The organism is Varibaculum prostatecancerukia, assembly GCF_943169825.2.
GTDB classification, from domain to species: Bacteria; Actinomycetota; Actinomycetes; order Actinomycetales; family Actinomycetaceae; genus Varibaculum; species Varibaculum prostatecancerukia.
This window is the reverse complement of sequence record NZ_OW968402.1, coordinates 232,128-255,893: the sequence shown is the minus strand read 5'-3', so window position 1 is coordinate 255,893 and position 23,766 is coordinate 232,128. Positions and strand designations below refer to the sequence as shown.

The 23,766-nt window shown below is 52.4% G+C and carries 22 protein-coding genes and 1 pseudogene; 7 read left to right on the top strand and 16 right to left on the bottom strand.

Annotation, left to right across the window (positions count from 1 at the left end; genetic code table 11):
- Window positions 1-274: 274 nt before the first annotated feature.
- Window positions 275-1,915 carry a malate synthase A gene (gene aceB / locus KO216_RS01095; protein WP_215522440.1) on the bottom strand — a complete coding sequence of 547 codons (1,641 nt, stop codon included), beginning with the start codon at window positions 1,913-1,915 and terminating at the stop codon, window positions 275-277.
- A gap of 20 nt (window positions 1,916-1,935) precedes the next feature.
- Window positions 1,936-3,222, bottom strand: coding sequence for an isocitrate lyase (gene aceA, locus KO216_RS01090; protein WP_215522439.1), 1,287 nt, complete (start codon window positions 3,220-3,222; stop codon window positions 1,936-1,938).
- Between the two features lie 148 nt (window positions 3,223-3,370).
- Here aceA and KO216_RS01085 point away from each other — a divergent pair, with 148 nt between their 5' ends.
- Window positions 3,371-4,828 carry a helix-turn-helix transcriptional regulator gene (locus tag KO216_RS01085; RefSeq protein ID WP_215522437.1) on the top strand — a complete coding sequence of 486 codons (1,458 nt, stop codon included), beginning with the start codon at window positions 3,371-3,373 and terminating at the stop codon, window positions 4,826-4,828.
- A gap of 88 nt (window positions 4,829-4,916) precedes the next feature.
- On the opposite strand, the gene KO216_RS01080 is transcribed toward KO216_RS01085, so the two are convergent.
- Complete coding sequence (locus KO216_RS01080) at window positions 4,917-5,405, bottom strand: flavodoxin domain-containing protein (protein WP_215522435.1); 489 nt, start codon at window positions 5,403-5,405, stop codon at window positions 4,917-4,919.
- 77 nt (window positions 5,406-5,482) lie between these two features.
- On the opposite strand from KO216_RS01080, the gene KO216_RS01075 reads away from it, so the two are divergent.
- Window positions 5,483-6,472, top strand: a complete 990-nt coding sequence (locus KO216_RS01075) for a hypothetical protein (RefSeq protein ID WP_215522433.1) — start codon at window positions 5,483-5,485, stop codon at window positions 6,470-6,472.
- Between the two features lie 25 nt (window positions 6,473-6,497).
- Here KO216_RS01075 and KO216_RS01070 read toward each other — a convergent pair whose 3' ends face one another.
- Together KO216_RS01070 and KO216_RS01065 are read right to left on the bottom strand one after the other, a co-directional pair.
- Entirely contained in the window at window positions 6,498-7,271 is a 774-nt protein-coding gene (locus KO216_RS01070; protein WP_215522432.1) for a CDP-alcohol phosphatidyltransferase family protein, read from the bottom strand.
- Window positions 7,272-7,351: 80 nt separating this feature from the next.
- Window positions 7,352-8,833 (bottom strand): alanine/glycine:cation symporter family protein, encoded by a 1,482-nt coding sequence (locus KO216_RS01065; protein ID WP_215522430.1) that lies wholly within the window; start codon window positions 8,831-8,833, stop codon window positions 7,352-7,354.
- A 116-nt stretch (window positions 8,834-8,949) separates the two neighbouring features.
- On the opposite strand from KO216_RS01065, the gene KO216_RS01060 reads away from it, so the two are divergent.
- Together KO216_RS01060 and KO216_RS01055 are read left to right on the top strand one after the other, a co-directional pair.
- Complete coding sequence (locus KO216_RS01060; protein WP_215522429.1) at window positions 8,950-11,568, top strand: DEAD/DEAH box helicase; 2,619 nt, start codon at window positions 8,950-8,952, stop codon at window positions 11,566-11,568.
- A gap of 52 nt (window positions 11,569-11,620) precedes the next feature.
- The gene (locus tag KO216_RS01055; protein ID WP_215522427.1) at window positions 11,621-12,343 is read left to right on the top strand and encodes a YggS family pyridoxal phosphate-dependent enzyme; all 723 of its coding nucleotides are present in this window, start codon (window positions 11,621-11,623) and stop codon (window positions 12,341-12,343) included.
- 20 nt (window positions 12,344-12,363) lie between these two features.
- Here KO216_RS01055 and KO216_RS01050 read toward each other — a convergent pair whose 3' ends face one another.
- The 9 genes from KO216_RS01050 to KO216_RS09635 all read right to left on the bottom strand — a co-directional run bounded on the left by KO216_RS01050 (window position 12,364) and on the right by KO216_RS09635 (window position 18,539).
- Window positions 12,364-13,662 carry a hypothetical protein gene (locus KO216_RS01050; protein WP_215522425.1) on the bottom strand — a complete coding sequence of 433 codons (1,299 nt, stop codon included), beginning with the start codon at window positions 13,660-13,662 and terminating at the stop codon, window positions 12,364-12,366.
- Between the two features lie 636 nt (window positions 13,663-14,298).
- Window positions 14,299-14,787 carry a hypothetical protein gene (locus KO216_RS01045; RefSeq protein WP_215522424.1) on the bottom strand — a complete coding sequence of 163 codons (489 nt, stop codon included), beginning with the start codon at window positions 14,785-14,787 and terminating at the stop codon, window positions 14,299-14,301.
- 78 nt (window positions 14,788-14,865) lie between these two features.
- Entirely contained in the window at window positions 14,866-15,060 is a 195-nt protein-coding gene (locus KO216_RS01040) for an IS3 family transposase (protein ID WP_215522422.1), read from the bottom strand.
- A 122-nt stretch (window positions 15,061-15,182) separates the two neighbouring features.
- Window positions 15,183-16,334, bottom strand: coding sequence for an AbiH family protein (locus tag KO216_RS01035; RefSeq protein ID WP_215522421.1), 1,152 nt, complete (start codon window positions 16,332-16,334; stop codon window positions 15,183-15,185).
- A gap of 133 nt (window positions 16,335-16,467) precedes the next feature.
- Complete coding sequence (locus KO216_RS09640) at window positions 16,468-16,743, bottom strand: integrase core domain-containing protein (RefSeq protein ID WP_215522420.1); 276 nt, start codon at window positions 16,741-16,743, stop codon at window positions 16,468-16,470.
- A 14-nt stretch (window positions 16,744-16,757) separates the two neighbouring features.
- A complete protein-coding gene (locus KO216_RS01030; RefSeq protein ID WP_215522418.1) occupies window positions 16,758-17,087 on the bottom strand; it encodes a DDE-type integrase/transposase/recombinase in 330 nt (109 codons plus the stop codon).
- Window positions 17,088-17,166: 79 nt separating this feature from the next.
- Window positions 17,167-17,427, bottom strand: coding sequence for a hypothetical protein (locus KO216_RS01025; protein WP_215522417.1), 261 nt, complete (start codon window positions 17,425-17,427; stop codon window positions 17,167-17,169).
- A gap of 19 nt (window positions 17,428-17,446) precedes the next feature.
- Window positions 17,447-18,115, bottom strand: a complete 669-nt coding sequence (locus tag KO216_RS01020; protein ID WP_215522416.1) for a twin-arginine translocation signal domain-containing protein — start codon at window positions 18,113-18,115, stop codon at window positions 17,447-17,449.
- Window positions 18,116-18,128: 13 nt separating this feature from the next.
- Complete coding sequence (locus KO216_RS09635; protein WP_374047518.1) at window positions 18,129-18,539, bottom strand: MauE/DoxX family redox-associated membrane protein; 411 nt, start codon at window positions 18,537-18,539, stop codon at window positions 18,129-18,131.
- Window positions 18,540-19,111: 572 nt separating this feature from the next.
- On the opposite strand from KO216_RS09635, the gene KO216_RS01015 reads away from it, so the two are divergent.
- Together KO216_RS01015 and KO216_RS01010 are read left to right on the top strand one after the other, a co-directional pair.
- The gene (locus tag KO216_RS01015; protein WP_215522412.1) at window positions 19,112-20,182 is read left to right on the top strand and encodes an IS110 family RNA-guided transposase; all 1,071 of its coding nucleotides are present in this window, start codon (window positions 19,112-19,114) and stop codon (window positions 20,180-20,182) included.
- A 158-nt stretch (window positions 20,183-20,340) separates the two neighbouring features.
- Window positions 20,341-21,015, top strand: a pseudogene (locus KO216_RS01010) (IS3 family transposase); the annotation flags it as partial.
- A 29-nt stretch (window positions 21,016-21,044) separates the two neighbouring features.
- Here KO216_RS01010 and KO216_RS01005 read toward each other — a convergent pair.
- Window positions 21,045-21,758, bottom strand: coding sequence for a GNAT family N-acetyltransferase (locus KO216_RS01005; protein WP_215522410.1), 714 nt, complete (start codon window positions 21,756-21,758; stop codon window positions 21,045-21,047).
- A gap of 9 nt (window positions 21,759-21,767) precedes the next feature.
- Window positions 21,768-22,979: a molybdopterin molybdotransferase MoeA gene (locus KO216_RS01000; protein WP_215522409.1), complete on the bottom strand. Its 1,212-nt coding sequence runs from the start codon at window positions 22,977-22,979 to the stop codon at window positions 21,768-21,770.
- A gap of 115 nt (window positions 22,980-23,094) precedes the next feature.
- Between KO216_RS01000 and KO216_RS00995 the strand changes: the two genes are divergently transcribed.
- Window positions 23,095-23,706: a 5-formyltetrahydrofolate cyclo-ligase gene (locus KO216_RS00995; protein WP_309547319.1), complete on the top strand. Its 612-nt coding sequence runs from the start codon at window positions 23,095-23,097 to the stop codon at window positions 23,704-23,706.
- Window positions 23,707-23,766 lie beyond the last annotated feature (60 nt).

The following is a 23,766-nucleotide window of genomic DNA, read 5'->3' as shown; positions in this document are numbered from 1 at the left end:
TGAATAGTTATGCATAACTGAAAGGCTTCCATGTGACTAGAGATACTTTTCTTGGCGCGATAATCGGAATGTAGCTACGAAACTCTGATGCTAAAAACACAGATAGTTTTCCAGTCGGCGCCAAAGAACGCGTGAAAGAGCAGTAGTTGTGGAATGACCGGCGGGGAGAAAATCTCCCCGCCGGTCACCGGTCAGTAAACTATTTATTTATTGGCTCCACTCCTGAAGCAATCAATCAAGATTATTCAGGCGCTTAGTGAATTCTGGCGCCAGACTATTCCAACTCGTTGGCATAGACCGGAACCGTCAAGAACGTAGGGAACTCCCCTTGCATACAGACCTCTTTGAAGATCCGTGCAGATTGCTGCCCGCGTTCTTTGCCTTCTTCGCCCACCTCTGCGAGGAACTTGTCGTATTCGTCGGCAAATAGTTCCTCTACCAGCTGCTGGGTAACTTTGCGGCCATCATCTAGTTCGCACTGGTAGCGTAGCCACTGCCAAATCTGGGAACGAGAGATTTCCGCGGTAGCGGCATCTTCCATCAACCCATAAATGCCCGCGGCTCCATTTCCACCTAACCAGGAGTACAGGTAACGCAGTCCTACGGCCACATTGGTGCGCACCCCCGCCTCGGTGATAGCGCCCGGAGTAGAAGCAAAGTCCAGCAACTCCTTGGCAGTCACGTTTACATCGTCGCGCTGACGATCTACCTGGTTGGGGCGATCCTTAAGGTATCCATCAAAGACTTCCCGTACATAGCTGACCATCCCGGGGTGAGCCACCCAAGAACCGTCAAATCCGGCCTCGGCCTCGCGGGTCTTGTCCTCGCGCACCTTGCGTTCCGATTCGGCGTTCACTGCCGGATCTTTAGAGGGAATAAAGGCGCTCATTCCTCCGATCGCGTGGGCGCCGCGCTTGTGACAGGTCTTGACCAGCAACTCGGTGTAGGCGTGCATAAACGGAACCTGCATAGTGATGTCGGAACGATTCGGCAACACCCAGCTGGGGCCAGAGTCACGGAACTTCTTAATCGCAGAGAAAATGTAGTCCCAACGACCCGCGTTCAAACCGGAAGAATAATCCCGCAGTTCATACAGGATTTCTTCCATCTCGAAGACTCCCATAATGGTTTCAATCAGGCAGGTTGCCCGAATGGTGCCGTGCGGAATCCCCAGGTATTCTTCCGAGAAGTTAAACACGTCCGCCCACAGCCGTGCCTCTAGATGGCTTTCCATCTTCGGCAGGTAGAAGTAGGGGCCGCTGCCCCGCTTGATCAGCTCTTTCGCATTGTGGAAAAAGTAGAGACCAAAGTCGGTGAGCGAACCGGAAGAGGAATGCCCCCCAATCCGGATGTGCTTTTCCGTCAGGTGCCACCCACGCGGACGCACGATAATGGTGGGCAGCTCGCCCTCATTTAACTGGTAGTGCTTGCCATTGGCCGGGTTGGTGTACTCGATGGTGCGACGAATCGCGTCATAGAGGTTCACCTGGCCGCCAATAACATTGGTGAAATGCGGGGTGTTGGCATCCTCTAGGTCTGCCAACCAGCACTTAGCGCCACAGTTAAGGGCATTAATGGTCATCTTCCGTTCAGTCGGACCGGTGATTTCCACGCGGCGATCTTCCAAGCCGGGAGCAAATGACGCTACTTTCCAGGAATCGTCCTCGCGAATAGCTTTGGTTTCCTTTAGGAAGTGCGGCAAGTAGCCGTTGGTGAGGCGCTGACGCCGATCATGGCGTGCCTTTAGCAATTCTGCGCGGGTAGCACCAAAACGTAGCTGCAACTGGCGCAAGAACTCTAAAGCCTCATCAGTTAAAATCTCATCGAAACGGTCGGTGAGGTTAGTCCCCGGATCTTCATGCTGGGGGTAGCGAACCTCGACCTTCCCTTCCCTTATATCAGTATGGTTATTCATTCTTTCCTATGCCTTTTGGTTTAGAACTGGGCTTCTTCGGTGGAACCTTTAATCGCCAGAGTGGACGACTCGGGGTTAATAGCGGTGGAAACCATGTCAAAGTAACCGGCGCCCACTTCGCGCTGGTGACGGTGAGCAGTGTAACCATCTTTCTCGGCTGCGAACTCTTTTTCTTGCAGCTCTACGAAGGCGCTCATGTCGTGCTGTGCATAGCCCTTGGCCAGGTCAAACATACCGTAGTTGATCTGGTGGAATCCGGCCAGGGTGATGAACTGGAAGCAGTAACCCATAGCTGCCAAATCCTTCTGGAAGGAAGCAATCTGAGCATCATCCAGGTTAGCTTTCCAGTTGAAGGAGGGCGAGCAGTTGTAGGCCAGCATCTTGTCCGGGTACTTTGCCTTAACCGCTTCGGCCACGTCGCGAGCCAACTCGGGATCCGGAGTGGCGGTTTCCACCCAGACCAGGTCAGCGTGGGGAGCAAAGGCGAGTAGACGAGCGATAACTACCTCTTTACCAGCCTTGGTGTAGTAGTGACCCTCGGCAGAACGCTCACCGGTTAGGAACTGGCGATCAATTTCGTCAACATCAGAGGTAATTAGGTTGGCGCCCAACGAGTCAGTACGTGCCACGATCAAAGTGGAGGTGTTCTGCACGTCCGCAGCCAGACGAGCCGCATCCAGGTTGCGAATCGCCTGCGAAGTGGGGATCAAAACTTTCCCGCCCAGGTGACCGCATTTCTTTTCTGCCGCCAACTGATCTTCGTAGTGAACCCCGGAGGCACCGGACTTAATCATGTTCTTCATTAATTCGTAGGCGTTGAGGGCGCCGCCGAATCCAGCCTCAGCATCGGCTACGATCGGGGCGAACCAATCAAAGTCCACATCCTGATGTTCCGACCAGGTAATTTCGTCGGCACGCTTGAACGCATTGTTGATGCGGCGCACCATCTTGGGGGCGGAATCATAGGGATACAGGGACTGGTCGGGGTAAGTGTTATCGGAGGTGTTGCCATCGGCGGCCACCTGCCAACCGGACAGGTAAATCGCTTTTAGACCCGCCCGCACCATCTGCACTGCCTGGTTACCGGTGATGGCACCCAAAGCGTTGATGTAGTCTTCCTCGTGCAGCAACTTCCATAGCCGCTCAGCGCCCCGCTTAGCCAGGGTGTGTTCTTCAACGATGGAGCCTTGCAGTTCGGCTACCCGCTGTGCGGAGTAAGGACGCTCTACGCCCTTCCACCGGGGATTGGTGTCCCATTCCTTCTGAATTGCTGCTGCGCGCTTCTGGATTTCTTCTGCAGTGCTCATGATGTTCTCCTCTAAGTCTTGAGCCTTTTCTGACCAACCCCTCGCTGGAGGCCTTAGTTAGAGTATTGCGCAATAAAATCTCTCGATGTCTAGCAATTTGCTGTAAACTATTGAAATAATTCACAATTTGCGAATTTTTGAGGAATCTATGGCTAGTGATGAAGAAAAGTTGGCGCTCTCCCCCAGCGCCATCCTGGGGGCGAGGATTCGGCACGCGCGAAAACAGAAGCAACTCACCTTAAAGCAACTGGCAGAAGCGGTTGATCGCGCACCCTCGCTAATCTCTCAAATCGAAAACGGCAAACGTGAACCCCGGCTTTCCCTGCTGAAAGCGATTTCCGAGGCGCTCTCGGTTACTCCCTCATACCTACTAGAAGACAAGGCGCCCGACGAGCGCGCCCGACTGGAACTGGAACTTGCCAGCTACCAGGCACAATCCTCCTATCAAAAACTGGACTTGCCCCGGCTTAACCCTTCTTCCCGCCTGCCTACCGACGCTTTGCGAGTAATCGTGGGTCTACAACGCGAGCTGGCGTCCTCCCGACGGGTTCACGCTGGAACCCCGGAAAAAGCGCGCGCTGAAAATCGCAAGTTACGGGAGGAAATGCGCGCCCGCGATAACTATCTAGCGGAGATCGAGCAGGTGGCCGCGGATATTCTGGGTGCCTTGGATATGGAAAACGGTCCGCGCGCCCCTGGCGATTTAGAACGTATAGTCCGCCACCTGGGATATACCCTGATCCGCGTCGATGATCTGCCGGCAGCCGCTCGCGCGATTCGGGATATGAAGAATCGGCGGATTTATTTACGCCCCAACCAGCCGGGGGAAAAATATGTGCGCTCCTTGGGGCTGCGTTCAATAGCCGGAGTGGCACTTGGACACGATACCCCCCACAGTTTTGGAGAGTTTTTGCGCCAACGCATCGCCGCTAACTATTTCGCGGCTGCTATTTTGCTACCGGAAAAGCCGACAGTAGCCATGTTGCAGGCAGCGAAGAAAGCGCGCGAACTGGAAGTGGGAGCGCTGGTGGATCGCTACGGGGTGCGTTATGAAACCGCTGCCCACCGCTTCACCAATCTGGCAACGCGGCATCTGGGAATCCGCCTGCATTTTGACCGGGTATCCCCTGCCGGGGTGCTCACCAAAATCTATGCCAATGACGGGATTAGTTTTCCTGAGGATGTTTCCGGGGCTATCGAAGGGCAACTTATATGCCGTAAATATGCTTCTATGCAGGCTTTTAAGCAGGAGGACGCGAGCAAACCCTATCGGCAATATACCGACACCCCAATGGGAACCTTCTTTTGCAGCGCCCAGATAGTCCCCACATCCACCGGGAAATACTCCATCGGGATTGGGGTTCCCTTCGCGGAGTCTAAGTGGTTTGCCGGACGCGACACCAAGAATCGTCTTGCCTCTACCTGCCCGGATCCTCGGTGCTGCCGGTTGGCGGATCCGCGCCTAGCCAGCGAATGGGATGGGAAAGCATATCCGGAAGTGAAAACCCATTCCCACCTGTTGGCGGCAGTCCCACCGGGAGCCTTCCCAGGAGTAGATGACGCGATCGTCTACAAATTCTTAGCGCGTCACCAAAGCCTCAATTAGCTACTAAATGCGCGCAGATGACCTTGACCAGGTTAGGGACTGGTCAACTGGTCGTCTGCGCACACCAGTTGGGAACCTAACAGAAAAGTTACGCCTTAATCTCTTTGATAATCTTTTGCGCCCAATCGCGAACCATCTGGTCATCGCGGAAGTCGCCCTCAACAGCTCCCCCCATACGCGCTACTGTGCGTTCACGCAAAGACAGTTCTGTGGGATCGAGCTTGCCGGGGAAAGTCACATATTCTTTGGGCTCAATGTTCAAAAGCACAGGTCCTACCCTAGAGGGATCTTGGACTTTATCTTGTGGCACTCCCGAAAGTCCCACAGAAAATGCCCAGAGCGGGGTGCGCCGCAGCTCCGATGCAAAGCGGCGGCAGAAGTCGGTGGCATTATCCATCCATTTGGTTAGATAAACAGCTGACCCAATGATTACTGCCCCGTATCCATCTAGGCTGTAGACCTCTTCTGGTTTTTCCAGGTCTACTTCCAGACCCGCATTTTCCAGTTCCTCGGCGATGACTTTCCCGACTTCTTCTGTGGCTCCATGCTTGGAGGCGATAGTTACTAAAACCTTCATAGTTCTAGTATGACCATTTTTTCGCTTTCTCGCCATGAAAAGACCGGAAAATCTGGAATTCTCCTAGACTGGAGACCGTGGCGACGATCGAATCCTCCTCGAATAAAGGGCGAAAGCTCACCGATCTAGCCGTGGTATCTAAATATTCTGTGGATCCGGTAGTTCTATGTCGTGGCACTGGTCTGCATCGGGTTTCCGAATTGGGGAGGGGCAGTACCCGCGATGTTTCCTGGCTTTTCACCCTTCCAAACCAAGGTTTCGATGATTTTATAGCCTCTGAGGACGGGGAGCGGTTCTTGGGGGAACTGCGCTGGGACTTGCAACGCCCCCTCTCTGTCTGGTTAGGAGGAGGCAGCGGCGCGCAGGCCGAACGCCTCGCCCACCTGCTCGGTAGCTCCACTTTAGTGGACGCTGCCCACTACCCTGACGGCATGGAATATAGAAAACGCCTAGTGGGAGCGATTCCCGCTTCTGAGCAGGATACAGACCCCGAACGTCCCTGGATGTTAGATCCGCGCAACCTGATGGGAGCGATCATTGACCGCTGGGAAGACCTCAGCGAAAACACTAGGCAGCGGGTGCGACAAACTTTCCAGGGAATCGATGCTACCCGGATGCCCCCGGAACTTTCGGGAGCGCTTAAGGCATGCGGAATTACCCAAACCCGCCGCTCCCGCCTAGTGAAATGGTGTACCGACCCGAAAGTGCTGGCCTATTTGGTGGTTATCACCTATTCCAGTTTGCGGGTTTTACCGGTAAGCCTGGTTAAAGAGTTTCACGGTTCGCTGCTGGTGCTGTGGACTATGGATATTGCTACCGCCATCCCCTATACCTGGGGGGTGCTGGCTATGTTCACCGCCAAACGTCGCTGGGTGCGGATGGTAGGCACCTTTACCACCGCGATTACTTTCGCGGCTCCCTATGTGTATTTTGCGATGACCGGTAAAGACTACCCCACCTATGTAATAGTGATCGTAATCTTGTTTATTATTTCCGGTTTCCTGGTAGAAGGCACCAAATATTTACGGGAACGTTACCTAGTGAACTTCCTGTTAACACCACGTTAGCGGCACTAGCGATTCAGCTAGTTAGCTACTTTGTCTTGCGCACGGCTTGGGGACCGACGAAGGTGCGCACCACCCCGTTGCCTATGAAATAGATACCGCTAATCCACCATGCCCACCAGACCAGCGGGTTGCGCTCCGGGAAGTAGATGGTGAGCCAAATGATGCAGGCCAGCCAGATAACTACCGACAAGATATTGAGCCAGCGCAGTTTTTCCACCCGGAAGGGGTGACAGAACGTGAGCGGGGAGAGCGTTAACACGATGAACAGCAGCACTATTGCCAGATTGAACCACCAGGGAAGCGCCACCAGGTACAAATATAGGATTACGATATTCCAGGCGGCGGGGAACCCTACGAAATAGTTATCGGAGCTTTTTGCTTTCTTATTGCAGTAACAAAACATAGAGGACGCACAAACCGCTACCATCAGCACTTCCGTCACCACAAGGTCTATTCCTTTGCCGGGAGTTCCCGGGGCAAACACTATGGTTTGGGACATGAAAATCGCGGGGATAAACGTCCAGGTTAAATAGTCAACGATTAGATCGAGGGCGGAGCCATCAAACCAGGGAACCACCTCTTTTACCCGGCAACGCCGAGCCAGGGTGCCGTCCAAGCCGTCAACAACCAAACTAATTGCCAACCAGCCCCACATCTGCAAGTAGTCGCGGCGCATCAACGCCAACACCGCGCAGCCTGCCCAGATTACTGCCGAGGCCGTAAAAGCGTGTACCGCCCAGGCTTTCAAATGGTCTAGCCGCGTGAAATCAGAATGGACTGTTTTTGGGGTTTGTTCCATAGCCACTATTTTGCCTTAGGGCATCGAATACGCGAAAACCTGAAAACTAAGTCACTTATTTTTCTGGCAGGCAAGGGAGGCTAGGCCTTGGCTGTGGAAACGGTTTGATCATCGGTATCATCCCAAACATCGGTGGGTAATTCCCCAGGTAAATAGGGATTGTCCTTAGCCACAAATACTGGTACCACGTTCTTATCACGCCGCCGTGAGGCCGAGTAATCTTTCAAGGCGCCCGCCCCCCACTTCCACAGCAAGGTAATCGCAATCAAGTTGGTGATAGTCATGGCTGCCATAGCGATATCGACCGCATTCCACACCAGCGGTAGAGAAACCACTGCTCCCAGTACCACCGATGCCACTGAAACTATCCGCACCAGCCAAGATGCCCAAGACTTCGTGGTAACGAAGGACATATTTACGTCGGAATAAACGTAGGCGGCGATAATCGACGAGAAGGCCAGTACTGAGATAATCAGCAACATTAAGTAGGTTGACCAGCCCCCCAGTTGGGAGGCTACCGCCACGCTGGTCAAAGAGGCCGCTTGGGAGGGATCAGTACCGGTTAGTACCGACTTGGGAGCACTCAAGATGATGATGGCAGTGGCGGAACAAACGATGATGGTGTCTACGAAAACCCCTAGCGACTGAATCAGACCCTGGCGCACCGGATGGGAAACCGTAGCCGTAGCCGCGGCGTTGGGGGCAGTACCCTGCCCGGCCTCATTAGAAAACAGGCCGCGCTGTACCCCGTTGATGAGGGCAGCAAAGATTCCTCCGCCGACGCCGCCTCCCAGCGCCCCGCCAGTGAAGGCGCTTTTAACGATTAACGCCAAGATCGCCGGGATCTGCCCGATATTCATGACCAGGATAATCAGGGCGATAATCACGTAAATCACCGCCATAATCGGAGCCATCCATTCGGTTACTCGCGCTACCGAACGGATTCCTCCTAAAATAATCGGAGCTGCGAAAACGAACAGGATTACCGCGATAATCGCCGAATGGGCGCCCTGCTGGGCTTCAGTCGTGCCCATAGTGGCCATAATCGAGCCGGCAATCGCATTGGACTGCACGGAAGTGATCACGAAACCGCAGGTAATGATGGCAATGATCGCAAAGATGGAACCAAACCAACGTTTACGCAGCCCTAGCCACATATAGTAGGCCGGGCCGCCTCGGAAAGTACCGTCCGCGTTCCTGACTTTGAAAATCTGCGCCAGGGTGGATTCCATAAAAGAGGTAGCCATCCCCACTAGCGCTACTATCCACATCCAGAAAATCGCGCCCGGACCGCCGATGATTAGCGCCGCTGCCACCCCAAACACGTTGCCTACCCCTACCCGGGCCGCCAAGGAGATGGTGAAAGCCTGGAAGGAGGAGATTCCTCCCTGCGCCCCCTGGCGGGAAGCAAAAACCACTTTCCACATGTGGCGGAAGAAGCGGAATTGCACTCCCCGGGTAATCACCGTGTAGAAAATTCCCAATCCGATTAGGATCCAAATTTCGGCATAGAGTGCGATGGCATCAGCTATTTGCTTGACGATTTCGGCGGCTTGATCCACGTTATTTCTGTCCTTTCATCCGCCCAAGACTATTTTGGGCGCCCCTATTAGGACAGTCGGGAAGGAGGTTTCTATGCAAACGTGTCCATACTGCGGAAGCTAGTTAGAATAGCCGCATGAGTAGTGCCCCCCTAAATCAGCTGTTGGACGATTTAGAGGACGCGGGGAAGTTAAATGATCCTTTAGAAGTCCTCGCCGGCTTCACCAATTGGGCGGCTTCCACCCGCCGGGCGCTCTATCCCCATCAAGAGCAGGCCGCCACCGAAATTTTTTCTGGCAACCACGTGATTGCGGCAACTCCTACTGGTTCGGGCAAATCCATGATCGCCTTAGCGGGACACTTGGCAGCGCTGGCAAAAGACCAGCGTTCCTACTACACCGCCCCTATAAAAGCCCTGGTGTCAGAGAAATTCTTTGACCTGGTGGAACTATTTGGGGCTCGGAATGTGGGGATGATTACCGGCGATATTTCCCTAAATGCGGGGGCGCCGATCATTTGTTGCACCGCAGAGATTTTGGCTAACCAGTCGCTTCGCGATGGCTCCTACCTGGATGCCGGATTAGTCATCATGGATGAGTTTCACTTTTACGGTGACCCTGACCGCGGCTGGGCCTGGCAGGTGCCGCTACTGGAACTACCGAATGTGCAATTCGTCTTAATGTCAGCAACCTTGGGAAACGTCGATTTTTTCCTCCAGGACTTAAAGGAACGCAGCGGGCGGGACGTGGCATTGGTGGACGGGGCGGAGCGCCCGGTGCCTCTAGAGATGGAATATAGCGAGGACGACCCCCAATACTTGCTAGAAAGCCTGGTTAAGGCGGGGCGCTGGCCGATATATTTGGTGCACTTCGCCCAAAATGATGCGGTGAAAACCGCAGCCGGCTTGGCTTCCGCTAATCTGCTGGACCGCGAAAAACGCGAAAAAATTGCTGCCCAGTTAAAGGGAGTCCATTTCACCAAGGGATTCGGGCAAACCCTGTCGCGACTTTTGCGCCTGGGCGTGGGGGTGCATCATGCAGGGATGCTACCCCGTTACCGCCTGTTGGTGGAACAGCTCGCTCAGCAAGGTCTTTTGGCAGTGATTTGCGGAACTGACACTTTAGGGGTGGGGATAAATGTTCCTATCCGCACCGTGGTATTTACTTCCCTAGTCAAGTTCGATGGGCGCCGCCAGCGGCATCTTTCGGCGCGCGAGTTCCACCAGATTGCGGGCAGAGCCGGGCGCGCCGGGTTCGACACTATGGGGTTTGTGGAGGTGCAGGCACCGCTCGAGGTGATCGAGGCCAAGAAGTTGGCGGCGAAGGGGCAAAAACGCAAGAGCGCGCCGGCGACAAACAATCAAAAACCGAAGATTTCCTGGGGGCGGTCTACTTTTGAACGCCTGGTCGCCGCCCAGCCGGAGCCGCTGCGCTCCCATTTCCGAATCGACCATTCCTTGGCGCTCAATGTGCTTTCCGGTGAGCGCGACGCCGGGGAGCATTTACTGTGGCTGGCACGCAATAACCACGATGCTCCACAGGAGTCTAACCCCCATTTACGCCGTTTAGGGCAGGTTTATTCCTCTTTGAAACAGGCGGAAGTGGTTCGGCATTTGTCTTCTGAACAGGCGGGGAAGCTCGGGCGCCTAGTGCTCACCCATGACCTGCCGGAAGATTTTGCGCTTAACCAGCCCTTATCGCCTTTTGCCCTGGCTGCTTTGGATTTATTGGATCCCGATAGCCCCGATTACGCCTTGGATTTAGTTTCGATTGTGGAGTCGGTGTTGGAGGATCCCCGCCAAGTGCTGATCGCCCAGCAAAAAGCCCAGCGCGACCAGGTGTATCAAAAGTTGCGTTCCGAAGGAGTGGAGTACAACCAGCGTCAAGAAATCCTCGAAGAAACTACCTGGCCACAGCCATTGAAAGAATTGATTGCGGGCGCGTTTAAGACTTTTGCCCACTCCAACCCCTGGGTTTACGGTTCTACCCCCTCCCCCAAATCGGTAGTGCGCTACCTGGTAGAAAATGCGCTGACTTTTACCCAATTCATTTCCCGGTTCGAGTTGGCGCGCAGCGAAGGCGTGGTGCTCCGCTACCTGACCGACGCCTATCGCGCCCTGGGACAAATCGTGCCGCCGGAACGCCGGAATGAGGACTTCGACCAGCTATTAATTTGGTTGGGGAACACGGTTAAAGGGGTGGATTCCTCGCTGCTAGATGAGTGGGAGGCATTGGCCAGTGGGAAACGGCGTGAGGGCAGCCCGGAGGAAGCCGAGGAAGAACCCGCCTTTGGGAGCGGCGAAAATCAGCTGCCCAGTGCTAATCCTTTCGCTTTACGTCGCCAGTTCCGTAATGCTGCCTGGCAGCGCGTGGAGGCAGTAGCTTTCGATAGTCTGCCCCGCCTGGAGGCCTGTCAAGATTTACATCCCGAGGGGAATGCCTGGTCTGATGAGGAACGTGGGGCTCTGTTGGATGACTATTGGGAGCGCTACGATGACCTGACTTTAGATCAGGGGGCGCGCGCCAGTAGTCATGCGGTGATTAGCGAGGGTGAAAAGGCGCGGGAACTGCTTTCTCGCTACCTTGATCCTGATAGCGAGCTACTTGCCGGCAAGCAGGTTTGGGCGCTGCTACAAGAAGTGGATGACGGCAGCGGCCTTTGGGAATGGCGAATGCTATTTGCCTTGGATATTGCAAAAACTGATGAGAGCAGGGAGTTGCAACCGTACCTGGTTGCCTATGGGGATCTAACCTAGGGCTCTGCACGCGGAACTTTCTAGATTTGCCGTGCCCGCTAGAGTGGGAGTTATGGATATAGCTACTGGGATTGAAAAAGTAGACCAGCGGATTACTAAGGCTTGTGAGCAGGCTGGACGAGGGCGCAGCGAAGTTACTTTAGAGTTGGCGGTGAAAACCCGTACTAGTGAGCAGATTATTGCGGCTGGCCGCGAACTGAAAATACGTGGCCTGCCGGTAGTGCTGGGCCATAACCACGTTCAGGAGGCGCAAGCTACCAATGAGGCAGTGCGGGCAGCAGATTTAGATGCGGAAGTGCATATTATTGGTCGTCTGCAGGGCAATAAGATAACCGCCGCCCTCAAGGTGTGTGACCTGGTGGAAACGGTAGATTCTCTGAAAACTGCCCAGCGGTTAGTGCGTCGCCTGGAGGCCAACTATCCGGGACGTGTTCTGCCTTGTTTTATTGAGGTGAACTGTTCGCGCGAAGCCTCCAAAGAGGGGATCAGCCCAGAAGACGCCTGGGACTTAACTCAGCAAGTTTTGCAAATGGAGCAGCTAAGTCTGCGCGGATTTATGACTATCGGAGCCCTTAGCCCTGATGAACAACGCATTCGCGAGTCTTTCCGGATTTTGCGCGAGCTGCGCGATCGCACAGTTAGGGCCGGAGGACGCGGACAGGACGCGACCCACCTGTCGATGGGGATGTCTGGGGACCTAGAAATCGCCATCAGCGAGGGCGCAACCCTGGTGCGTATTGGCACCGATGTTTTCGGCGCGCGGGATTACCGTTAAGGCTTTTACCTGCCCAGTTATTAGTTGGCGATCCGCCGGCTGTCCAAAATAGCTTCCAAATCTACCGGTTTGCTTTGCGCCACCAACTGGGCGGTGGTCAAAGATTCTTCGGTGTGTGGGCGCGGACGCGAAGGGCGATAGGGTGCGCTACCTCGCGCTGCTAAATGTTCTGCGAGCAGCTCGGAGGCATCTACGTCCCGGCGAGCTAGCCGCGGTTTGAGGGCGTAAATCGGTTTCGGCATGGGCGCGGGAGTCCAGCTACGCTCAGCCGAGGTACTTTCAGCTTCGCTGGTCGCATCGCTCTTTGCCGGTTCTACATCTGCTTTATCAGCCGTGATTTCCACGGCGGCTTCGGTTTCAGTTTCCGCCACTACCTCGGCCATCTCGCTCGCCTTCGATTCGGGAGCGTCAGTTTCTTTACTCACCGCGACTGCAGGTGCCGCGGTTTCCGTTGGGGCTTCGGCCTGATGCTGGCTGGCTACCTCGCCTTCCGAGGTAGTCTCGGCGGTTTCTTCCTGGGCTTTAGCTGCGATTTCGGCTTCACCGCGCACAAAGTATTCCCGGAAGTTCGCGGCTCGGCGAGCAGCAGCCGCTAATTTACCTAGGGCAGACTGTCCCAAGCTCCCGCTCGTTTGCTGGTCAGAATCCGCTGCTTCCGTATCAGCAGTAATGGTTTTGGTCTTTTCTAGCTGTTCAGAGGTTTTTACGCTCTCGCTTTCAGCTTTAGTTTCCGCTTTCGCCTGCGAGCTTAAGTCCTCTTCTGCTTTCGCGCTGAGCTGTGCATACTTCTTTTCACTCTCGCTCATGCGGTGGCCCTTGGCGGGGCGGGTTTCAAGCGCGCGAATCCGCTCGAGGGCGCGCTGATCGTTTTCGCGTCCAGCTTGCGCGGCACGAGCCCCCAGGAACAAGGTAGCGCCCATAGTAGCAAGGGGAATCAATGACCATAACCAGGAAAAAGAGGTCACCGCAGCTGCCGCTACTAGCACAATCCCCACCGCAAACTGCACAGTTAGCAGGGTGAGGCGGCGACGGGCAGCCTGCGCACGACGCTCAATCTGCTGAGCCCGGTTAATCTTCGCGGCCATCAGTTCACTGTGGTCACGCTGAGTTGGTGCTACTGGTCGCTGCATAGTTCCTCCTAGGACTGGGGGGTTTACGCTGTAACGCTGCCGTTTTTCTGGGTGTGCCTGGGTGTCCAACACCCGCAGGTTCGCGCTGAAACGGTCATCGCCGTGGGAATGGGCTTGCCGCCGTTTGGTGTCGATTAAAAGGGGAAGGTATATTCCCCCGAGAATCAATACCAAAATTGGTAAGGCCAATCCTATAAACTCCACATATCAAAAATAGGCTATTTAGCTGCCAGAATCTCTCTCCATAAAGGCGTGTTGAGCAGGGAAAGTTATGGAATTTTTAGCAAAATGCAACATTCGTAACAATTGCACCAATAGCCACATTTTTTCTTTAATTTCGGTCGCAGCTACCCGCGTGAAGGACTTATTCTTTAACCAATCTCACGCTAGCTTTTAGCAGGCATCTAAGGGTCTGCTGTGGGTTTGGTTGCGTTATAGTTGCTTCGTGCTGGCGTTTCCGCTCAAATCAATACCGAAAGGTTTGAAACGCGGTCACATAGAAACCGACGTCGGGAACTACCTGATAAAATAAGAAAGTACCGATATTGTACTATTACTCACACAGGTACTAAATCCCAGGGGCGACAGTCAGCCTTCCCGACAATAGGGGTCTTCCTCTTAACGGGGAAAATACCAGGGTCAAAGCCTGGACGCGCGGCAATAATCATTCTCGCGTGGATGTTTAGACGCTCATTTTGATACAAGCCGTCTTTTTGGATGGAGAGGTGCGGTTTTGGGTGCAAAGCGGGTAATTTGGATGCAAGATTCAATCTCCAGACAAATAGTAAAGCTGAGAAACATTCCTACCATTATCTGGAAAAGATTCTAGTTAATACTCTTTGCCTGCCTCTTCGCAATGTTCCAGTCTTTTTTCTTGAAACCAAGGTCTTCGGCACGCTGGTCAATCAACATCATACCTTGATGGTTTCTTCTCTCAACGGCATCTCTGCGGAAGAAGCCTCCGCCACCTAACACTGCTATGAACCCGCCAAACCCAAATAAAACAGTACGTAAAAGTGGCAATATTGACCCTGAAAGTACATCTCTTATGAATTTAAGGAACGCGTCCATACTGTCAAAATCTCCAGATGCCCTCGCGGTGAAACAGTAAATAGCCAACAGAATGGCCGCTACAACAACCTCGACTGATGATCTTTTCATTCGTGCAGAAAAAGCGTTGTCTCTGACCATTTTCTTGTGACACCACTCTTGAGCTAATTCGCCTTTATCAAAGATGTCCTCTACGGTCCTACCGCCAATATTTTGGTTGAAAGTGTTCCAGTCGCCGGAATTGTTAATGTTATTGATGTTCATTAGTGAACCTTTCACTTTGGACTCTCACCAATACCATATGGTGAATGCACTGAACCCCAATTCTTGGACAGTGTGATTCTATCCCATGGTGGCTAGCGCGTGCTGGCGGTATTCGTTTGGGGTCATCCCCGCGAGCCGTTCTTGCATACGCTCAGTATTGTACCAATGTATGTACTGATTAACCGCTATGGGTAGCTCACTGATGGAAGTAAATGAATCATTGTTGAACATTTCTTCTTTCAGATGAGAAAAGAAGTTCGGGCTAAGTAACATTTGGGTATTAACCCGAAAATTGCACCAATTCGCAAAGTGAAAAATATTTCCCAGGGTCAAGCGTAGGCAGAAATATCTTGGCCGATACTGTATGTCATTTTATAAGATTGCGCTTAACCCGTTCACAATTTCAATTCTTCTACGCAAATCAATTTATATTGGAGTTTAGTTAAGCCGATTCTTTCCAGCTTGTGCGCAAATTCTTTGCGCTCACTACAGCGATGATATGAAACCAGCCATTTAGCGTATGGAAATTCTCCTATTAACCATTGGAAATACTTAAGATCAACTTCACTCAGCGAGTGTCCAATAATAATGAATTTGTCAATCTTAGCTTCACATAAAAAGGTTTCTAGATCCTCCACTGTAACTTGTTTGATTAATTCCTTATTGGTGCAATTAAAAGCTTGCACCAAATCTTGGTAAAGCTGATTGTGATCCACCTGCATGCCTTTTTGCCAAGCTTCCGGGGTCTGGGGCAATATGCACGTTGTGTTTATTACGTATATATCTTCTATTTCGTGAAACCCTCTAGCAGGTTCAATGTTATTAACGGCAGTAATCCTGTCTGGCATATTTCCAAAAACTATATTTGGATTTTCTTGGTTAAGGCGCCCATGAATATGGAGCACCTGATTATCTGAAATATTGTAAAGAGTTTCTAACGTGTCGGTATAGTTAAAGGTCAAAAAATATGAATCTTGCTCAAAGTTAAATTCTGGCCTGGTATTTGGCAATAATGAATTCGCGAGCTTCACCATTTCTTCAATGCCTTGATTGATAGTTTCTGGGATATCAATTATGTCATCGATAAGTGCATTGAAATCGGCTATGTACCTATCCCGCGTATTTTCTAGATTTTGATAGGCAGTATCCCACTCGTATGCCTCACCTTCATTATCAGAATTTGGTGCCAGATTTTGCCAATCTCCAACACACGCATTGTAGCAATCTTCATTATTTTCAAGTGCATCCTGCAACTTATTTAATACATCTTTACTGACGATGCCAAGGCGTGACTCAAAAACACGCCATAAACCTTCATCTTCTTGTAATTCTGTGTTCAGTATTTCGCTAATACCTCTGTCCAAGAGATATCTGCGATTCGCGTTGTCACATGAGTCTGTCTTGCTGAAATACATTTGCTTAATTAACTGAGCTGTTCTATTTTTAGTACCGTATTTCTCAATCACACGACGTAAATCGGGATCGTACTTGGTTGGTAACCCATGGCTCAGGTCAAAGCCATTGCCAAGTATATATAGAGATGACATGAATAAAGATTAACAAAATTAATTCATCTGTACTGGCATTAGTTATTTTTTCATGTTCTATCCGAGTAGGAGTGTAGGTGAGGTTAATCCTCGTCGGCTATGTGTCCCCAGTGAACTGCCCTGGGTTTTGTTCCTAGGCGTTTGCCTTGTTTTCTATTATTGCTTGGTGTTTGTGTGTATCCCAATATTCGGTCTCTATTTCTCTGGGTGTGCGGTAGCCTAGCACCTGGTGGAGGCGGTGTTCGTTCCACCATGACACCCACTGAATTGTCGCGATTTCTACCTCTATTACGTCGTTCCACCGGCGGGGGTGGATGAGCTCATTTTTATACGAGCCGTTAGCGTTTTCTGCTAGCGCGTTATCGTAAGAATCACCAATGGTTCCGGTTGACGGCCTAATCCCCGGCATCGGTGCGCGTTCCTTTATAGACGTATGCTTACGTATTGGGAACCATGATCTGACTGATGTACCAGACCCGCAGTTTCCTTAGCTGACACGACCGCATGATTGAGTGCCTGCAACGGTAGGGATTTCGTACGCATCGAATCCGATAGCGCCCAACCAACAATTTTGCGGGAAAACACGTCAGTTACGAACGCTGCATACACAAATCCCTTACCCGTGCGAACATAGGTAATATCTGCTACCCACAAACGATTCGGAGCTGGCGCTCTAAAGTCACGCTTTACCAAATCAGGACGGGTATCTTCCCTACCGGCTTTCCGGGTAGTTATCGGGCATTTGCCCTTCATCTTCCCTCTGACACCTGCTAGACGCATACGGAACAAAACCTAGTACGCTTCACTGAAAGATTCACTACTCAAAGCGGCTCTAAGACTTTTTAGTTTCTCCACGCAAATAACGAAAAACTTCCCAGAACCCGTTAGACACGATGAAAAGTATCGGAACAATCCAGTTTAGAAGATCAACAGGTTTTTCGATTGGTCCCTTATCAAGAGCAAACTTGACAGCGAAAATAAAACAAACTCCTATTAAAAAATTTACTAACAACAGCAAACTTATTTCAATAATTTTCGTGCCCACACTCTTATCAACCTTGAGGTAGCCAGAATTTCGCTCTTCAGCTTCCATGACTCAATTGACCAAATCTCTAGGGATTGACGCAGATATAAGTGTGCGAAGTGCAAGCATACTCCAGGCAGGCGGAACATATCGCCATGAAAGCAGCTATGCAGCCAGCATTGTACCAAATGTTCGCTGTCCTCCCGCAACCAGCAAACCCAAGTGGCGTTAAAGCCCAACTCCCACAACAAGATAATGCTTTGGAACGAGATACTGCTGTACAAACTCGCTTAGGATAGGTTCCTGTTGGACAATGTTTAGCACTTCTCAACCCAACAGGAAGATCGATTCGCATTATCGAATCAGATTCTCTATCGTAAGACCAAAGTTGCTGCTCAACCCTCCCTATTTTTCCACCATCCAAAATCTCAGAATAATGCAAAGCGAATGAGCTATCGTTCAAGGCTATGCTAGTGGCCTCAATTTTACGTCCGCTCCTGGTAGTCAGCATAAAGTGTCGCTCATCCCTAGCAGTTTCACTAATACTTTTAACCTGCATCAACACTTTTGCACCCTGCTCAGAAGCACCGATTGAAACCGCTTCTATCCGTTCTTCCGCATACCACGGAAGCTCTTCACCAAGCCTTCTGCGCATAGCCGTTTTGGCTACTGCGACTTCCGGGAAAAAACCACCTAGCCCAGCAATTCCTGTGGAGAGGGCACTAAGTCTTAAGAAACTACGACGATTTATATACATGATATTCACTCCCCTAATCTGCTTTTATTGCAATGTGCGTTGATACTGCTGCTAAGACCAAGTCTCTGACAGCTACCTTCAGAGATACTCTCGACGCTTTAAGCGCACCGAAACATCCGCAATCATTAGTTAAGCCACGTAGTACAGCACTAGCGATCGCACCGCTAAAAACTAGCATCAGTAGAGTCGACGCTATTGCTGAACCTTTCCTAGTTTGTTTAGTATTCAAGCCAAGCGCTAAAATCGCTTCCAGTACTGGAACAGCTATAGCAACTGGCTTGGACCATTTTATTGGCAATATACGGTACCCCTGGACATCACCAACTCGCTGATGGCTACTTTGCAGAAACTTGCCGTAGGCGCTGGCCGCGTAAATCAAAGTAAGCAGCCACGACTCTGCTAATGCAACACCCCTGGACACCATCGTCCTCCAATACAGCTTGTCCAACACCCAGATTGTATTTGCTCACCATTCAAACAAGACATCGACTACCCATCAAGGTCTAGCAAAGTTTGCCTTATGGAATCATTTCTAACTGATATTTCGCAGTCAGCCAGAAGCAGAACTCCACCTTTGTGTATTAAATATGGGCAAAGTTTATCAAAACCAAATAATCACGTCAATAGGCCGGCGTACCTTACATATTTTGAGCGCGAAGGCGGTGTGGTGCCTCATTTAGTTTGAGCGCGAAATAGATTGTTTGAAGCGTATGTAAGTCTTGGGGTGGCTGGTCTGGGATTGGCTGGCAGGATTGGTATTGGCCGTTACTCTCGTGTGGTGTGACTCTTGAAGCGTTTGACAAGATTGTCTTTCCCAGGATTTGTCCGCTATTCGATGGTGCGGCCGATACCGCCTAGCCCACGTCGGTAGCTTGATCAGAAGATTGTCCGTGTGAATTCGTGACTCCTTACAGACATGTTCCGAGGTGATTCCTTCCTAGGTCGGTATCGGCCTGACGGTCGTTGGTTTCCACTTATGGGGAAGGTATTACCGCTATGTCTATTGTTGCTCATGTTCACCCGTATGTTGTGGGTGTTGATACTCATGCTCGCCATCACGTGTATTCAGTTCTTGTCTCTTCCACGGGCGAACTTTTAGGATCGCAGAAGTTTCCCACGACGGAAGCAAGGCTGAAACGTGCGATGAGGTGGGTTGTTCATCGCACTCGTTCACATGTGGAAGCTTTGTGGGTGATTGAAGGCACTTCTTCTTATGATGCTGTTCTGACAGGCATGGTGCTGGCGAGTGATTTTTCGGTCGCTGAAGCGCCCCGTGTTGATTCTCAGCATCGTGCCGGTGTGGGGAAGACTGATGAATTGGACTCTGCAAGGATCGCGCGAGCAGCACTGGGGTTGCCGGTGGATAAGTTGCGTCGGCCTCGCCTCGGTAAAGGTATTCGTCAAGCAATCCGGATCCTTGTCGCTTCTCGAGAACTACTGGCAGGTGAACGCACCCGGAAAGTAAACGCGCTGACTGCTCTTGTGCGTGGCAACCCGTTGGGTATCGATGCGCGTAGCTCGTTATCACGAACTCAGATCGAACAGATTGCCTCGTGGCGAATGCGCGGGGAGGATATCGAGTTACGGGTTGCTAGAACCGAAGCGAAAAGACTTGCTCACCAGATTCTTGAACTCGATTGCGAACTGGGGGCCAACGAGCGTGATCTTGCTGGACTGGTCCAGATCAGTGAAGCCGCACCATTACTTCAAGAGACAGGATTTGGCGCCGTGAGTGCGGCGAAATGTCTCGCGGCCTGGTCTCACTACGGAAGAATAAGAACGGAGGCAGAATTCGCGTCACTTGCAGGCGTTAATCCAATCCCGGCCTCGTCAGGCAACACGGTTCGACACCGGCTCAATCGCGGAGGAGATCGTAAGCTTAACAGCGCTCTACACATGGTTGCCATCGTGAAAATGACCCATGACGAGGAAACAAGAAAATACGTGGCGAGAAGACGCGAAGAAGGAAAAACAGACCGAGAAATCCGACGCTGTCTCAAACGCTATATCGCTCGCCGAGTCTATCGCACACTCAATGCCCAACACGAGCTTTCCATAACCGCTTGACAAATATAGAAGAATCCTGGGTTTTGTTCCTTCCCGTTTTTGAGAGGATTTGGGGACATACCTAGAAGGTATTCGTAGGGTTTTAAGGATCGCGCGGTTCAGACGGTTCGTGATCGTTTGAGCCAGGATAACTCGTGTTCGCAGTGGAGGGCTGTTAGCGAGATTGCTCCGAGGTTGGCCGTGACCAGGTTGCCAGACTAATGCGCCTAGCCGGTGTGGAAGGGTGTGGTCAGGGGTCGAAAACCCTTAACTACAAGGCCCGCTAAAATGATTGATAACCGTCCTGATTTAGTCAACCGTAATTTCAGCGTTACAGAACCTAACCAGCTATGGGTAGCCGATATTACCTACGTTAGAACCTTATCGGGCTTTATTTACACAGCGTTCGTAACCGATGTGTTTAGCCGAAAGATCATTGGCTGATCCACCCGTTCAACCATAACTACTGAGGCGCTGCCCTTAGAGGCCTTAGAACAGGCAATCCAATGCGCCAAGGTAAGCTTTAAAGATTTGATACACCACAGCGATCACGGATCACAATACACAAGCATTAAATACAGTGAACGCCTGGCAACAGCCGGTATCAAATCATCGACCGGAACTGTTGGTGATTCCTACGATAACGCCCTAGCAGAAACCGCGGGCGGGCTTACACGACCGAGTTGATCTACTCTCACACCTGACGCTCGTGTAACCAGGTAGAGCGGGCAACCCTGAACTGGGTGTATTGGTGGAACAACCACCGCCTCCACGAATCCCTAGGCTACGCCACCCCAGAGCAGATTATCGCAAGCTATAATCAACACCAGGTAAATCAACTGACCCCAGTATAAGAAACGGAACAAAACCCAGGATACTTCAGCTACCTCTCGTCCTCGTCGGTTATAGCTACCGACTCCCCCGCTTTCAGGCGAGCCCGTTTCTTTAGTTGTGCCAGGTATCCACCCGCGGGAATCTCCTCTGCAGTCGCGGCATACCCTAAATGGTCAGCCCACTGTCCGGCGATGAAATAAAAATTGCGTTTGCGTCCCTCGAAACGCAACCCCAACTTTTCTACTACCCGACGCGAAGCCTTATTTTCAGGGCGCAGATTGATTTCTACCCGATGTAGACCGGGCGCACCCAAACACAAATCCAACACCATCGCCACCGCGGTAGTGATCACTCCCCGACCGCTATATTTCTCGGCAACCCAATAACCCAAGTTTCCTGAGTGCGAAGCTCCCCGGGCAATATCGCCAATACTTATCTGCCCTACTAGCTTCCCATCAGCCCAAACAGCGAAGGAATAGTAGCGTCCTTTCCGCGTCAGTCGGGCGCTACGTCTGATAAAAACCCGCAGCTCCATATTTTCGCTGGGATACCCGGGAGCCGCAGACGCCTCCCAAGGCGCCAACCAACAGTGATTATCGGCGCGCACCTGCGCAGCTAAACGATGATCCCGGGCGTTCATTTCCTGAACCAATAGCTGTTTTATGGGCGGATTCCCCGGTTTTATCAGGCCGAGGCCTACCGGATTATCCAGCTGCGCTCGGTAACGTGCACGCAGACGAGAAGCAGATGCCCTGTAAAACAAAACAGCGCCCTAATCTAGCACCATGCAGTGAAAATAGTCGCCTTCGGAAACCGAAGTGACCGCCTCGGGGATAACCGCTAGCGCGTTTGCCCTGGCCATATTGGAAAGTAACAGGTCTTCAGGTTCCCCGGTCAGGCGCGCGCGGTAACCGCTGTCCGGGGCACCCACGATTTTTACCGGCACAAACTGGCGTCTACCCGCCGGAGAACGCCACCCGCGATCTACCCGCGCCCGCAGGGAAGGGCGATAAAGCTCTTCCCAACCTGCCAGGTGGCGCAGGCAAGGCCGCACAAAAATCTCGTAACTGATTTGGGCAGCTACCGGGTTTCCAGGCAGGCAAAAAATCGGAGTGCCTTCCCCTACGGTGCCGTAGCCGAGCTGTTTGCCGGGAGTCATCGCCACATTATCGAAACGCGCGGTACCCAGGGGAGCTAGCACCTCTTTAACCGTGTCGGCACTGCCGTAGGAAAGACCGCCGGTGGTGATAATAATATCTGCCCGTACCAGCTGGTCTTCGATGGTTTCGGAAAGGGCATTTTGTTCATCGGGAACCGCCGCGACCCGGAAAGTATCTGCCCGGGCATCTTCCACCGCGGAGGAAAGCGCATGCCCGTTAGCGTCAAATACTGCCCCGGCTCGTATCGCCTCACCCGGCTCAATCAGCTCGTCACCGATTGACAAAATCACTACCCGAGGACGAGGACGCACAGTCACCCGCAGACGCCCTACTCCCGCGAGCAGCGCTACTTGCCTAGAACCGACCCGTGAGCCTGCGCGCAAAATCACGGTACCAGCACTTACGTCTTGCCCCCGGCGGATAATGTTTTTCCCTTTAGTCGGAGCGGACAGTATCTGTACTTGGGCACTGCCTTGGTCGGTTTCCTCCAGGGGAACCACGGTATCGGCTCCGACTGGTAGCGGCGCCCCGGAGGCAATCCGGACTGCACTATTTTCCACCAGGGTGCAAGGTTCCGCGTCTCCCGCTTTCACCTCGGCGATTACCTCCAGGCGTACCTGGCGCATTTTCCCGGCGCCCCCGATATCTCGGGAACGAACCGCATATCCATCTAAAGTTGCCTGATCGGTGACCGGCAAATCGAATGGCGCGCTCACGTCCTCGGCCAGGACACACCCCACTGCATCTGGTAGCAGCACATCTAGTGGATCTAGCGGTGCCACTAGAGATAGACAAGTATTCAAATGTTCCGCAACAGTGCGCATTCGCCCTCCTGAGGTCTAGTACTGTTTCCAGGTTACCTGCCCGCTCCCTAGCCGCAACGATGAAAAGCCGACTGGAGTCAAACGCGTAAACGTCTATCATTGATTCATGGATTTAGTGACTAGCAAGCGGACGCTGCGACAAAAGTTTTTAGATCGCCGCCGCCTGTCATTTTCGCCCGCGCTGCGCCACCAGGCAGAATCGCAGGTCTTAGCAGCAGCGAAACCACTTTTGGATTCCTTAAAGCCTGGCGAGGTAGTGGCTAGTTATCTTTCTTTCGACACCGAGGTGCCTACTTTCTTACTCAACGAAGCGATTCTAGCTGCCGGTTTGAAACTGATAGTTCCTTGCGGTCTGGAGCAGTCACGGTGGGGGGAACTGGATCCGGTGCAGCACACTCGCGCCCTCTACCGCCGTTTCAACCCGCACCCTCCTCTGCTTGCTAGGGAAATGCTATGCGATGAGCTAGCGAAGTTGGGGCTGAGATTTATTTTCTTACCTGCCTTAGCGGTGGATAGGACGGGAGTGCGCTTAGGGCGGGGAGCCGGCTGGTACGACCAGGCCTTAGCGCACTGTGACCCGACTTGTGCTACCCGTCCCCAGCTGATTGCTCTGGTGCATGAGGGGGAGGTGCTGCAGGCAGGGACACTGCCTCGGGAGCCTCACGACCAGCTCGTTGACCAGGTGCTGACTCCGGAAGGGCGGCTACAAAAACTAGGCAGCGACTAGCTCGGTGGCGCTGCCGGAGGTGGGCGGCGAGGAGCAGTCTGAGCTCTTTTGGTCCTTAGT